This window comes from Gloeotrichia echinulata CP02, from assembly GCA_038087035.1.
GTDB lineage: Bacteria > Cyanobacteriota > Cyanobacteriia > Cyanobacteriales > Nostocaceae > Gloeotrichia > Gloeotrichia echinulata.
This window is the reverse complement of sequence record CP051187.1, coordinates 5,299,011-5,312,347: the sequence shown is the minus strand read 5'-3', so window position 1 is coordinate 5,312,347 and position 13,337 is coordinate 5,299,011. Positions and strand designations below refer to the sequence as shown.

Here is a 13,337-nt window from a genome sequence, read left to right as displayed (position 1 = left end):
CCCATTTCATCCTGCCCACCTTGCACTCCGCAAAATTGCCATTTGATCGAGTAGTCGTAGACACTGATTGTGATTAGCATCTAATAACCACTCTCCGCGCAAAAAGGGAGCCATAGTATCCGGCACATGAGTTGGTAGCATCAGATGCTGGACATCAAGCCAGTCCATACCACCGATTTCTTCTACCGCCAAGCCCACTATCGTGTCTTGCTCTTCGATAGCAATCACCGGAATCTCTGCTCTATCTGTGTTTAACGCGGTTGCTTCTCCCAGAAATTGACCCAAATCAGCCACCCAAATTACTCGACCTCGTAAATTTAGAGTACCCAAAAGCAAAGGAGAAACATTAGGGATCGGTGTAATTCGATCTGGACTCAGTTCCATTACCTCCCGAATACCAGTTGCTGGTAGTGCAAACTCCTGATGCGAGGGAATATAAAACCGCAAATGTAACTCACCTTCAGGACTTTCTACTTGTAATTCAGGGCGGAAATGGTCTTGACCACTTCCACTTAAAAAGTCCGGTTTGCTGACCATATTTTCTTCATCGTTGCTTGTCCAACGTTCTCATAAAAGAACTTATAGTAAGCTAGGCAAAAGCAGTACCTAGCTGTGTGTACGCAATTCTGGCTCAACGGGCTATTCGACACTTGCGTTGCTCCCCACCCTGTAAGGATGGGGTAGTTGAACCTTATCCTCGCAGTAGTTGTTTGACTGTTCCCACCAACTCAGTTGGTTGAAAAGGTTTGGCTATGTAGGCGTCTGCACCCTGCTTCATCCCCCAGTAGCGATCAAATTCTTCGCCCTTGGAAGAACACATGACCACGGGGACATTTTGGGTTTTCGGATCGGATTTTAACCGTCGGCAAACTTCGTAGCCGTTCATTCGGGGCATGACAATATCTAAAACGACTAAATCAGGAGGTGTGCTTTGAATAGCTTCCAAAGCTTCTACTCCATCACTGGCATGGGTGACTATTAAGCCACTGGCTTTCAGGAGGTCTGTGATCATCTCCCGTTGTGCAATACTGTCTTCCACAATCAGAACTGTACTCATAAATGCGTATCTACCTCCTGATGTAGACGTTCCTTGTTGGAACATTCCCTGATTTCCTCACCAGCATTTACTGTATAAATTAATTCTATTTTTCACTAATTTACTAGATAATAAGGTTGTACTGTGGTTGGCTGATTCTGTGATAACATTTTTTACTCGATTTTTTATCGATTGAGCAAGTCTTGTATCTTTTTTGTGTCACTACAGCAGAGAGTAGATTAACAAAGTTGTTAACGGAGGCACAAGTAGGTGCAAATAAACCTTCTAGGCTTTGCTCGTCATTTGTCATTTTTCATGCTTCATTGGTAAGGATTTGGGGCATATTTACGTTTCGTAATATAGTTTGGTTGATTCCCACTGACTTACTTAAAATCTTTTTTATTTCCATCGTCTATGCCCTGTTGAGATATTTCTCGATGAGCATTAGTAACTCAGTATCGTCAAAGGGCTTTGTTAAATAATCTGTAGCCCCGACCATCTTAGCTCTGAGTCGATCATTGAATCCATCCTTAGCAGTAAGCATGATAATTGGCACAAACGCAAAGGCTTGGGAATGACGCAGCATGGCACAAATCTCGTAGCCGTCTAATTTCGGCATGGTAATTTCACAGAAAATTAAATCTGGCTGGAGTTGAAAAACGAGACTGAGCGCCTCTAAGGGATTAGTGATTGCGATCGCTTCATATCCTTGTGGCTGTAAGATAGACTCTATAGTTTCACCGATGCTGGTTGTATCGTCAATACATACTATTCGCCCCCTATAATTACTCTCTACCCGCACATCAGTTGTACAATCACTGTTTTTGTCAGTTCTTTTATATACTATTTTTAGCCAACCCTGTTGCACGTAAGGATATATTGCTTTGGCAACGGTCAAAATATCTCGGTTGAGATAACGCGCTAGTTGACGCAGGGAGGTTTTCCCATCTGCCCAATGTTGTAACTTATTTATTGTTTTTGTCGGTAGTGAGGAATTTAGCTGCACTATGTCAGCAAGCATGGGCAATTGTTCCGGTGACTGAATCTCTGGATATAGTTGTTTCCACTCTTGCAGTTGTTTGGTAATTTTGGTAACTAATGGTGTAATCTCCAAGCTAGTTAATTGCGGGGCAATTACTGAACTCTGATGGAAAATAAAGCTACCTTGATGTAAACTCAGCAAATCAAACAGTGTCTCATGCACCAAGCCGTGGATGATATTTCTCGCTACCTTGGGGTTAATCATGTTCCGTTCTAACAGTGCCCAAAGGTAAGTATACTCTGGTGGATTGAGCGATGTTAAGGAGGCTAAATGTATTTCGTCTGGCGGTATCTCAATACGGTAATGCCTTAAGTAATCTCCGATGCGTGAGCCGCTGCGATCGCCTTCTTGACAATAAATAATTTGACCATTCCATAAAAATACTAACCAACGCTGTTGTTGACACTTACGGCAATAGTGATGTCTGTTGGTCTCGTATCCATCAAGCTTTTCGCAATTCTGACAGTTCTTGGCTTCAACTAACAACTGTCCAGTTTTTTGCCCCAACTCCATCAATTGCAGGAGACTACGGATATCAATTTCATTTAAATTTCCCTGCATTTAGCTAAAAATTGCTCCTTGTTATCTTTTTGACATGTTTTGTGAATTTTTCCCGTTCTCGATTCCAGGATACATTACGTAACAATCCTGAACACCTTGTAATATTTTGTGACAAAGCTAGTGATCACACGGTAGTCATCATCACTGCTATTAGCACAAAATATAAAAACATAATTCAGTCGCTTTTATAAAAATCAAGACGTAACATATTGCGTCTATAAATTGTTTTGTCTGTCTTTTTTTTTCTTGGCTGAACTGAAATCAGACAAGTTAACAGAATTATCTAAGGTATAACCTAAAACACGGTCATCAAGTATATAAGGGATTAAAGGTGTGCTGTATTTAGCAGAAGTACAAAAGCAGAAAAGTGGTTTACTGGGTAGTGGAAGCAAAACTGAACTAAAACTGTTGGCTTGTCAACGGACTGATCAGAGTTGGAGTCCGGTTCCAGAAGAAGTGATTAATGCTGAAGACGCCAGCAAATTAAACGATGGCGCACTGGTATTAGTGGAAATGACTCCCAATCGTCAGCTACAGCGGATTCAAGAAGCAGGACGCCCTCTAGTTAACATTTTGCAAAATTTTTCTCGCCAATTAGAAAAATTTAAACTCAAGGAAGACGAAATTGACCAGTGGAAAGAATCGCTGACGTTTCAAGCGCAAGAATTGAATCGTCGGGAAATGGACATGGAAACCCGCTGGGAACAGTTACAACAAATTGAGGAGGAACTGCAAAATCTAGAGACGCAACAACAGCAAGTTAAGACATCTCGTGCAGAAATCGAACAGTTACAACAAGAATTGGAGCGCAATCATCAGGAACTCGAAGGCGCATGGGAGCATTTGCGCGGTGAGCAGCGTCGTATAGAGGAATACCAAGCAAATTGCCAACAGGGGAAGGTTTTGGATGAGGAGCAAAGTCGAGTCATCAGTGAATTGCTCGATAGTGAGTTGCTCGATCGCTTGTCTACTCGGGTAGCTCCCACAGAAATCCTCAAAGAACACCTCCAGCTGTCCTTTGAATTGGTAGAAAAACAGCAAGCGAATCTCAACCCACACTGGGAAAAACTTGAACAGCAAAAAACTTTAGCCACTCAACAGCAAGAGGAAGTGAATCGCCTGGTACACAGTTTAAGCGATCGCCAAAATGCATACCAACAGGCACAAAATTCTCTGGAGGAACAAACATCTCAGTTAAAAGTCCATACCGCCGTCCTTACTAGCAAAAAAGAGTATATTCAGATACTCAATGAACAATTACGCCATGAGCAGGACTTATATCAGGACATTCACTCTTTGGCTGCAAACTCCAGTGATGCGGTTATCAGCCAGCAACTGAATGTGGAAGCTTTAGAAAAAATGCCTCAAGAAGAACTGCAAAAATTGATACAAGATTTGCAGACAAAGTTTGAGATTGACTCTACCTTCGTCCAGGATCAAGAACTAGAACTTAAATATAAGCAAGATACTATAGAGGAACTGCAAAAAAAAATCAACCAGGCCTCTGACCAAGACCGCATCAACTTAGAAACAGAATTGACCGAAGAAAAAGACCTCTACCAAATGCTGAACGAAACTTTGGTAGGACAACGCCGGAATTTGCTAGAGCGACAGAAATTAATCAAGGAACACCGTAACATACTACGACGACGACAAGGAAATACACTGGCTGATGTACAAGAAAATCAGAAAATTGATTTCAGTCAGATTCTTTTGCAAATTGAAAACCAGCGACAACAACATTCCCAAGAACTGCAAAAACTAGAACGAGACATTGAGCAGATGCGTGCTGCTATTGAGTTAGCGCAGGGGACAATTAACACACAAAGCCAAGAACTGGAAAATAAACGCCAAGAACTCAAAACAATCGAGGAAAACCTACAGAACCTGCGAACAGCAACTGCTGAATGTTGGAGTCGCGTTAATCTCTATCAAGAAGCACTACAGCCAATTCAAGATTGCTTAGATGGTTTACGGGAGAAGCTTCAAGTAATGGTGGAAGATTTAGCTCAAATTCAAGAAACTGGAAATTATCAACTTCAGACTATCAGCCAAATGCGTCACACTCTCCTGAGTCTGATATCTCAGCCAGAATTGATTGCTTCTTGAAAGCGTTTGACCACCAATGGTAGGGGCGCAAGGCCTTGCGCCCCTACGAAGATCTTTGGTTATTACGTGAAAATCGCTGTAATTTGAATTCACTCACCGACCTACTGAAGATAAATCCAATCTCCTTCGACATAGGCGATCGCACCTCCTGGAAATGGATCGGTTTGCGAACGGTTTGGTGCTGTAATTAAAGCTGTTAATTTTTCTATATGTTCAAAATTTGGCGACTCAGGTAGTATTTTTTGTAATAGCTGACGCATGACACGCCGTTGCAAAGCCAGTGGTGCTGTTTGCAATACCCGACGATTTAGCATCACCATTATCCCATCCCCCCCCCGCATCGCTTCTTGGCGCAAATTATCTGCAGCTTGCTCTAAATATTCCACTTCCGCTTGTAGAAGTTCTGCTGTTTGCGCTAAAACTGATTCTACTTTCAGGTTGAAATTTGCTTGCAAATATGGTAATAATTCTTGGCGGATACGATTTCGGGCATATTTCACATCTTGATTGGTGGAATCTTCCCAAATTGGTAACTGGAACTGTTGACAAAATTGCTCTGTTTCTGTACGAGTCACTTCTAAGAGTGGACGTACCAGCAGAATGTCGTTAGTTAGTGGGCGTTCCCAAGTTAAAGCTTGTAAACCATCAGCACCAGTACCGCGAATTAAGTTATAAAGCAGAGTTTCGGCGCGATCGCTTGCCGTGTGTCCTGTAATAATATAATGGTAATGATTTGCTTGGGCGATCGCACTTAAAGCTTGATATCGCCAATCCCTTGCAGCTGCTTCACTTTTTACAGCTTCCTCAGCGGTTGCTAAATAAAATGATATTCCCCAACTTTTAGCTAAATTTTCTACATGGTCAGCATTAGCTTGGGAGTCAGAACGCCAGCGATGATCGCAATGAGCAATACCTAAATCCCATCCCCATTTTGATTGTAAATCTAAAAGTAGTTTAATTAAGCACAGAGAATCTTGACCGCCAGAAACAGCAACTAATAACCGCTGCTTAGGCTTAAATAGCTGGCGCGATCTAATTGTGCGATGTATTTTTGTATGTAGGGGAGTCCATACCATGTTGAATTTTGAACCGCAGATGGACGCAGATATTTTTCTATTGTATCGGCGTAGCTTTGTGTTGAGGTGCCAGACATGCGTCTACATCAACGGTCGCAATTTTCGATTTGGAATTTAGCACAATAATAGATATATATTTAGAACATGGGACTCTGTTCATCATCCCAACATTTATTGTTATACCAACTTCTATGTGTATGTTGGCATTCTGCTTGATTATCTATCCAAGGGATTGATGTAGGAAAATAAGAATCACCACTTCCAGTCAATAAAGATAATACTGAAGAAAAGGTAGTGAAACAACCAATTGGTAAAACCACAAGCAGTAATAGCGTCAGCAAAATATTATTATTATTACCCTCAACTGTGGGTTTTCTATGTAGGGCAATATTTTTCGCAGGCTTTGAATTTGACAGCATAATACCCGTATATAAATTTCATAAACATCTTTTATTTGGCGTGCCCCTGTATTGCTGGAACTATATTCCAATACTTTTAATACTAACACAATAGTAATATTACGTATTTAGGTTTTTCTACAAATACCATCGTTAATCGACTGTTAATTTAGTATTTGTTTTCTTGGTTTGATTTATTTTATTTGTTTTAATTGTTTGATTATAGCGATTCTCAGTTAAGTGAGGTACAAAATTGTATCACGCGGTGTAGGGGCACGGCAATGCCGTGCCCCTACGGGTGTACCTTACTAGGGCGAGAAACGCTATAAGTAAACAGACCCGCGTTGTAGGGGTTTAGCAATGCTAAACCCCTACGACATCTCCGGTTTTTTGGATTAACATATTTTGTGTTTTTTGTCAATGCGTAAGTCCTAACTCTATCTCGTGGTAGAGGAGCTAGGGGTGGGGTCTTATTTTCAAGTCAGCTAGTCATGGGAAAATCCCACAACTAAAAATGAAAATCTCTTAGACAGTCCCCAGTCCCCAGCGATGCACTGAGCTTGCCGAAGTGTCCCTAGTCCCCAATCCCCAGCGATGCACTGAGCTTGCCGAAGTGTCCCTAGTCCCTAGTCCCCAGTCCCCTTAGAAAAACCAACCGTAAGAATGTAAACCCTTACCTAAAAGATTCACACCAAGATAGCAAACCCAGACGACGACAAAGCCAGTAGCTGCTAAAATAGCTGGACGTAGCCCTTGCCAACCGCGAGTGATTCTGGCGTGGAGGTATGCGGCGAAAACTAACCAAGTGATTAACGCCCAGGTTTCTTTGGGGTCCCAACTCCAGTAAGAACCCCAAGCTTCGTTAGCCCAAACGCCACCAGCTATAATGCCAATTGTCAGCAGGGGAAATCCCAGTCCTATAATGCGATAGCTGATGTTATCGAGGGTTTCAGCTAGGCTAAGGCGCTGGGGTGAAAGGAGTTCAGAATTTTGGATATTGGATGTGGGATTTGGGATTGTGGTTGTGATGACTGCTCCCAAAACAGCTGTGTTACCATTACCGTTATCATTGGTTTCATAACGAGCAAAGCCATTATTTTCTACAGTCGCAGTTTGTGGCTGAGAAACTAGCTCGCCTGCTTTGTGTAACCGATAGCCATTACTACGATAGCCACCAGTACCAACAGAACTACCTTGTAGTTGGATGTTTTGACCGCGAGTGACGATGAGAAAAGCGATCGCTAACAGCGAACCCACCATCAAAGCAGCATAACTCAACATCATCACACTGACGTGCATCATCAACCAATTTGACTTCAGCGCCGGGACTAAAGGTTCTGCCTTTTGCATTTCTGATGGTAGTGTCAAAGTAGCAAAAGCTGTAATCCCCATAGCCACAGGGGCGGTCACAACCCCCACCAAGCGGCTACGACTGCTATTTTCAGCAATCAAGTGGACAGCGGTAATTCCCCAAGTTAAGAAAAATAGCGATTCATACAAATTGCTCAGTGGGAAATAGCCGGCTTCTATCCATCGCGCCCCTAATATTGTAGCTATGCACAAATTAGCGATCGCCATTCCCGCTGTCCCCAAAGCCGCCATTGTCGGTAGATTCGGAAAAGCAGCCCCTACCCAATACACCAGCATCGTGAGGAATAAGACCGCAAAAGATCCATTGTCCAGCCAGTTCTGGAGTAAAACCAGATTCATAAAGTCTTCTCCCTAGTGGATTCGTTAAAATTATCAGTTCTGACTTTTCTGATCCTATATCGTTACCGAAAATTTAGGTCTAGAGCCAAGTCCACAACGACCCCTCAGTGCTACGCTTCTAGGACGGCTTTTTGGTACAATAATCCCAACAGGCAGGGCATTGTCTGTTGTTGCTCAATGCCCATAGGTGTTAGGACTAGCCCTTTCAAGGTGTCTTATTTTCCAGTTTTTTCTGGTTTAGAATCTTAAAAGTTGAGACATGAGGTCGATTCTTGAGATAAGTCCGCTTTGGTTGAGGTTTTTTTGGACTTCGCGGATGACGACGAAAAGCCCTCAGCTTGACATGACCTGCCAGATGTTTGAGAATTTGCGATAATTCTGTGAAGGTCATGTTCTGAAAAACTCGCCATTCTTCAGGGGGAATTGCAATCATCATCCCCCGGTAAGTACCCTTGATTTCGTAAGCTTTGTAGTAGCTGGAAACTTCGGTTTCAATCTTGTCAGTACCATGAACAGTTCTGAGTGCAGCCTTAACCACAGACAGCTGGATATGGCTTTCGTAACTTTAGCAATTTTCGATTACGCAGTCTCTTAAACTGGCATTTTACTATTAGTTATCCATAAAAGTAGCGAAAGAAACACAAGATTTTAACGTCACCCCTTTAGTAAATGTCAACGTCCTAGAAACTCCTACTACTAGCAATTAATTACAAATGATGATGAATATTTCTAAAATTCTAAAATCCCAAATCTAAAATCGAATGAGGAAAGTTAATGAACGCAGAAATATCCGCCGCTTGGGACAAAGTTCAAAGCATAATTAATGGTTTCATCGCTTTGTTACCAAACATGTTCTTAGCGTTGATTGTTTTTCTATTGTTTTTGTTTATTGCCAGCAGAATTAAGGCATTTGTTAAACACTTAACTCGTAACCGTCGCTACGCCCGAAATCTGGGATTAGTACTAGGAAGGTTAGCCCAAGGCGCAACAGTTTTGATTGGTTTGTTTGTTGCCCTTTCTATTGTAATTCCCACATTTAAAGCTGGTGATTTAGTGCAGTTGTTGGGAATTAGCGGTGTAGCAATTGGTTTTGCCTTCCGCGATATTCTACAAAACTTTTTGGCGGGGATTTTAATTTTGCTAACAGAACCTTTTCAAATTAATGATCAAATAGTATTTAAAGGTTTTGAAGGAACTGTCGAAAATATCCAAACACGCGCCACAACAATTAAAACTTATGACGGTCGGCTGATTGTCATTCCTAACTCGGAACTGTTTACTAATTCTGTCACAGTCAACACTGCTTTTGATAAACGCCGATTAGAATATGATGTCGGTATTGGCTACGGCGACGACATTGATTTAGCCAAGCAGTTGATGTTAGATGCACTGTATGAAATAGATGAAGTTTTAAAAGATCCGGCTCCTGATGTGTTGGCGCTGGAACTGGCTGAAAGCACCGTCAACATTCGTGTGCGCTGGTGGATCAAACCGCCACGCAGAGCAGATGATTTATCTTCACGAGACAAGGTAATTTCGGCAATTAAGCAAAAGCTATATGTGGAACACGGTATTGATTTGCCATACCCAACACGACAAATTTTATTCCACGACCAAACCGAAGAAACAGATGGCGATCGCTCCCGTCAGCGTGAAGGTTGGCCAGCCGGTAAAAAAGAAGAACCAAAGCCTCGCCGTGTCAGCGATTCTCTCAGGTTACTGGCTCAAGCGCGTTCTTCAGAAGATGGCAACGGTAAAAACGAACCATGAGAAATGTTAAGATTTGAGGACATAACGCTTTCTCTAACAGTTAATTACTAGAACCAGTCAGGAAGTTAATTCAGTACAAAAACAGCAACAATTATTACAATTAATTGAGACGATTTTGGTTTATAAATTTCCCAGTATGGATATCAAGGAGATACAGGAAATGTTTGGATTAAGCGATTTGAAGCAAACACGAGTATATCAGCAAGCTTTTGCAGAAGGCGAACAGAAAGGAAAACAGGAAGGTATAGAAAAAGGAAAGTTACTTGCTGTACCACCAATGTTAGCTGCCGGGTTGACAGTGGAACAGATCGCACAAGCTTTAGGTTTAACTCTGGATGAGGTAAGGCAAGCTGCACAACAACCGACTCAGTAGACGCAGACAGGCTTGTAATTAGGGCTTGCTGAATAAGTCTCTAAAGCTAACCTAGAAGCCACAAAGGTTGCAAAGTTTATCCATAAATCAACAGTTGCCTCCAGGTCGAAGATTAGGTATTAATTGCGACTGCCACCCTGCCCATAGGTGTTAGGACTTACGCATTGACAAAAAACACAAAATATGGACTGCAAACAACCCCAGATGTCGTAGGGGTTTAGCATTGCTAAACCCCGAAAACGCTCACTCCTCACTTCTGTGGACTAGATGAGGGGGCTGGGGTATCAGCTTTTTTCAGTGAGATAAATAAGTCGTAGCGATTACTGCGACTGTCGCTAACAGATGTTGTCACCCCAATTGAACGGGTTGCAGCTAGCCAAGTTTGTTGATTGGGAATTAAAGTCGGGAGGGGAAAATTTTTCGCTGTCCGTTCCACATCAAGGAAAAATTGACCATTTGTGGGATTGGGTTCTGTCGGAACGGTTTGTTGAAATGGCGAAGTGCTAGCTAGTGTATAATTAGGGTTGGGGATAATTTTATCGCTAATGGGAGCGCCCACCACTAAAAAGGCGATATCTCCATCTAACCAGCCGTGGGTAGCGGTTAAAGTACCAAAAGGCCCAATCCAGTTAATAACCGGTTTACCCGCGACTGTTCCCGGTTGAATCTGGAACTGGTATTGATTTTTCATCACCTCATCTAGCTGTTTTAAAGATGCTTCAGCCGATGAGCGATCGCTTGCCTGTACCATGAAGAGGAATCCTGCACGAAAATCCTCTGATGACCCTGGTTTGGGGCTATTGGGAATTATTGAAACAGAAAACTCGCCTTTCATCCAACTGAGCAAATCCCGATCTAAATCCAGATTTGTCAGGGATTTAACACCACTTCGCAGCTGTTCTGCTGTGATCGGCGAGAGGGGATTTCCTTGGGATGTTAAAATATAGTCTGCCCACAAACGTTGTAAGTTTCCACCAGATAGCATCATTAAGGTTTCTGCTGGTACCCGGTTTTGCATTCTCCCGGCGTTGTTTTCCACCGCTAGCACGCGCTGACTGTTAGGATTGAGCCAGGAAACGCCTTTTAACCGGATTCCTTCTGGTTCTAAGGTAATGCTTCCCGCTAAACCTTGGTTATTCTGCAGTTGAGCCAATACTTGGCCAGGTAAATGACGATTGGGAGAAGCGGCTGCTATTTTCGCAGCTGAGGGCACATTTATATAAAACTGGGCAAATGGTTGATAATTAGCAATTTTGGGAAAATTATCAGCAAATCCCCCTGTTGTGGCTAGGGATACTTGATTTTTATAAGCGTCAATTGCTCTTTCTGTGGCTTTGGGATTATCGGTAATCACGAGGAACCGCCCATCTATTAATGTTGCGGAAAAGTTAGCCCCAGTTTGTCCATCGGTTTGTTTAATGGCAAAACCCTCATATGTACGGTCAATCCATTTGCCTTGACTTGGTGCTTTGGGTTGTGCTAAAATAGTTTTTGCTTTATCTATATCTTTGACTGGCAGCACCATGACCATCGACTGCTGACTAGTATCAGCATCAGTATTAGTCGCTACGGGTTTAGGTGCGGGTTGACTCGATTGGGGCGAAAGAATGGCGATTGTGACTTCATCGCCTACCCAAGGTTGAATATCTTTTTGGAAATCATACCCATTATTAGTCAGAAAGCGATCGCGCAGCTGCACTAAGTTTTTATCTAATTCTGCTTGGGTTTCTTTTGTCCCCAACGAGCGCAATTTCTCCCATTGCTGAGGATTTGTGCTGAGGGAAACCGCAAACAACGCATCTTGAGGAATAATATTTGCACCTACTGGCAAATTTCTCGCAAATAGTTGTCCCTGGGTTAAAAACCAGTATGCTGCACCCCCTGCGCCAATCAATAATCCAGCAGCGGAAAGTGTCAGTACCAGAGACGGTTTCTTTTTTTTCTTCATCGAGACAGACACAACAGGTAGTGCCATTGAAATTCATACCTCATACTTGCTAATTTATTACATATTGATGGAACCAATGTGCGTAGCTCCCAAATATTTAGTTAAATAAGGCGAAAAAACTTCATAAATCAATGTTAGGGGCTGTCCATGATGCCAAAACAAATAGTGACGCCCCCAAAAAGGCCCCTTAACCTCAAAACCAGACTCCAAAGCCACTGAGTCCCCGTAGTAAATTCCTTGAATATCCCTATATAACTCTGTACGGATACGAGCTAAACTCGCCCAAATCGGTAAGGAACGGTTTTGCAAAAACTCATCTACATGACTAGCTTCCCACCATGAAGTAGCGTAACCTAATCGCTGACCAGAGGCGGTACGCAGCCAGACCTGTCGCCGCAGTCGCGGACCTGGGACAGATTGAATTAAGTTGGGCGCATCATCTGCATTCATACCAATCAAAGACATGTCAATCACATCCACTTCTGTCGGCTCACCTGTGAGCAATTGTAAGTGTCGTGTTGGGGAGCCATCGCCCAAAAGTAGCAATTGCCAAGCTGGTGCTAGCACAGAGTGAGGCAAACTTTGTTGAATTACTTCCTCACCACCTTGCCAAATCGGAGTCAGGCGATGCCACCCCGTTGGTAATGTTAAGTTGTTTGTCGCTGTAAAAGTAGCAGTCAATGTTTTTTACAAAACTTCATCTATCTCTATAAAAACATAAAAAAAAGCAATAAGTCCAAAGTCCAGAGTCCAGATTCCATAAACAAAAGTCAACAGTTTCAGGTTGCTTAACCTTAACCATTGACTTTTGACTCTTGACTATATATGTAAAAAATGCGGATGGCGAGACTCGAACTCGCAAGGCAAAGCCACACGCACCTCAAGCGTGCGCGTATACCAATTCCGCCACATCCGCACAGGTTATCTAACTAAATGAATATAGCATAAAATTTTTGCTAGTGGATACCAGACTGACAGAAATATAGTTACTTCTCAAGTGATATTAAAGGGGTATAACCGAATGGCAGGCTTGTTGAGGCTCCGATGAGGGGGATGACGATGTTGAATAATTTTTCCCGACTCCTTTACCTCCCTTATCTCCTCCATCTCTCCTAGCTCCCCTAGCTCCGTGCCGTTCGGATATAGCCAACAGCCCCCTGCGGGTGGCCCAAACAGACTAGCAGCAGTAATATTGTTAGTCTAGTTAAACCCGTAGGGGCTTCTAAGCTAGATCCTACCCTTTGGGAAGCCGCCCAAAGGGCGTTTACACAATGCTTAAGGACGAGGCTTGGTAATCTGCCATGATAATTTGCA

Annotated in this window: 11 protein-coding genes, 1 tRNA gene and 1 pseudogene; 3 read left to right on the top strand and 10 right to left on the bottom strand. The window is 42.7% G+C overall.

The window, feature by feature from the left end; all coding sequences use genetic code 11:
- Window positions 1-6: 6 nt before the first annotated feature.
- The 3 genes from HEQ19_23490 to HEQ19_23480 form a co-directional block, all read right to left on the bottom strand.
- On the bottom strand, window positions 7-537 hold the full coding sequence (locus tag HEQ19_23490) for a chemotaxis protein CheW (protein ID WYM02024.1): 531 nt from the start codon (window positions 535-537) through the stop codon (window positions 7-9).
- A 154-nt stretch (window positions 538-691) separates the two neighbouring features.
- Window positions 692-1,057 carry a response regulator gene (locus HEQ19_23485; protein ID WYM02023.1) on the bottom strand — a complete coding sequence of 122 codons (366 nt, stop codon included), beginning with the start codon at window positions 1,055-1,057 and terminating at the stop codon, window positions 692-694.
- Between the two features lie 391 nt (window positions 1,058-1,448).
- On the bottom strand, window positions 1,449-2,639 hold the full coding sequence (locus HEQ19_23480; GenBank protein ID WYM02022.1) for a response regulator: 1,191 nt from the start codon (window positions 2,637-2,639) through the stop codon (window positions 1,449-1,451).
- Between the two features lie 333 nt (window positions 2,640-2,972).
- On the opposite strand from HEQ19_23480, the gene hmpF reads away from it, so the two are divergent.
- Complete coding sequence (hmpF, locus tag HEQ19_23475; protein ID WYM02021.1) at window positions 2,973-4,748, top strand: pilus motility taxis protein HmpF; 1,776 nt, start codon at window positions 2,973-2,975, stop codon at window positions 4,746-4,748.
- Window positions 4,749-4,849: 101 nt separating this feature from the next.
- On the opposite strand, the gene tilS is transcribed toward hmpF, so the two are convergent.
- The 4 genes from tilS to HEQ19_23455 form a co-directional block, all read right to left on the bottom strand.
- Window positions 4,850-5,824, bottom strand: coding sequence for a tRNA lysidine(34) synthetase TilS (gene tilS / locus HEQ19_23470; GenBank protein WYM02020.1), 975 nt, complete (start codon window positions 5,822-5,824; stop codon window positions 4,850-4,852).
- A gap of 137 nt (window positions 5,825-5,961) precedes the next feature.
- Window positions 5,962-6,243 carry a hypothetical protein gene (locus HEQ19_23465; GenBank protein WYM02019.1) on the bottom strand — a complete coding sequence of 94 codons (282 nt, stop codon included), beginning with the start codon at window positions 6,241-6,243 and terminating at the stop codon, window positions 5,962-5,964.
- 621 nt (window positions 6,244-6,864) lie between these two features.
- Complete coding sequence (ccsB, locus tag HEQ19_23460; protein WYM02018.1) at window positions 6,865-7,932, bottom strand: c-type cytochrome biogenesis protein CcsB; 1,068 nt, start codon at window positions 7,930-7,932, stop codon at window positions 6,865-6,867.
- Window positions 7,933-8,137: 205 nt separating this feature from the next.
- Window positions 8,138-8,470 (bottom strand): hypothetical protein, encoded by a 333-nt coding sequence (locus HEQ19_23455; GenBank protein WYM02017.1) that lies wholly within the window; start codon window positions 8,468-8,470, stop codon window positions 8,138-8,140.
- A 236-nt stretch (window positions 8,471-8,706) separates the two neighbouring features.
- Here HEQ19_23455 and HEQ19_23450 point away from each other — a divergent pair, with 236 nt between their 5' ends.
- Both HEQ19_23450 and HEQ19_23445 read left to right on the top strand, forming a co-directional pair.
- Entirely contained in the window at window positions 8,707-9,702 is a 996-nt protein-coding gene (locus HEQ19_23450) for a mechanosensitive ion channel family protein (protein ID WYM02016.1), read from the top strand.
- Window positions 9,703-9,739: 37 nt separating this feature from the next.
- Window positions 9,740-10,075, top strand: a pseudogene (locus HEQ19_23445) (Rpn family recombination-promoting nuclease/putative transposase).
- 250 nt (window positions 10,076-10,325) lie between these two features.
- Here HEQ19_23445 and HEQ19_23440 read toward each other — a convergent pair.
- From HEQ19_23440 to HEQ19_23430, 3 genes are all read right to left on the bottom strand, one after another.
- Entirely contained in the window at window positions 10,326-12,050 is a 1,725-nt protein-coding gene (locus HEQ19_23440; protein ID WYM03562.2) for a DUF3352 domain-containing protein, read from the bottom strand.
- Window positions 12,051-12,080: 30 nt separating this feature from the next.
- The gene (locus tag HEQ19_23435; protein WYM02015.1) at window positions 12,081-12,704 is read right to left on the bottom strand and encodes a chorismate lyase; all 624 of its coding nucleotides are present in this window, start codon (window positions 12,702-12,704) and stop codon (window positions 12,081-12,083) included.
- 154 nt (window positions 12,705-12,858) lie between these two features.
- Window positions 12,859-12,939 (bottom strand) — tRNA-Leu (locus HEQ19_23430).
- Between the last annotated feature and the right edge of the window lie 398 nt (window positions 12,940-13,337).

Excerpts from the sequence above, each read along its gene's own strand:
- HEQ19_23490 (WYM02024.1), bottom strand. The coding sequence starts at position 537 with ATGGTCAGCAAACCGGACTTTTTAAGTGGAAGTGGTCAAGACCATTTC.
- HEQ19_23485 (WYM02023.1), bottom strand. The coding sequence starts at position 1,057 with ATGAGTACAGTTCTGATTGTGGAAGACAGTATTGCACAACGGGAGATG.
- HEQ19_23480 (WYM02022.1), bottom strand. The coding sequence starts at position 2,639 with ATGCAGGGAAATTTAAATGAAATTGATATCCGTAGTCTCCTGCAATTG.
- tilS (WYM02020.1), bottom strand. The coding sequence starts at position 5,824 with ATGGTATGGACTCCCCTACATACAAAAATACATCGCACAATTAGATCG.
- HEQ19_23465 (WYM02019.1), bottom strand. The coding sequence starts at position 6,243 with ATGCTGTCAAATTCAAAGCCTGCGAAAAATATTGCCCTACATAGAAAA.
- ccsB (WYM02018.1), bottom strand. The coding sequence starts at position 7,932 with ATGAATCTGGTTTTACTCCAGAACTGGCTGGACAATGGATCTTTTGCG.
- HEQ19_23450 (WYM02016.1), top strand. The coding sequence starts at position 8,707 with ATGAACGCAGAAATATCCGCCGCTTGGGACAAAGTTCAAAGCATAATT.
- HEQ19_23440 (WYM03562.2), bottom strand. The coding sequence starts at position 12,050 with ATGGCACTACCTGTTGTGTCTGTCTCGATGAAGAAAAAAAAGAAACCG.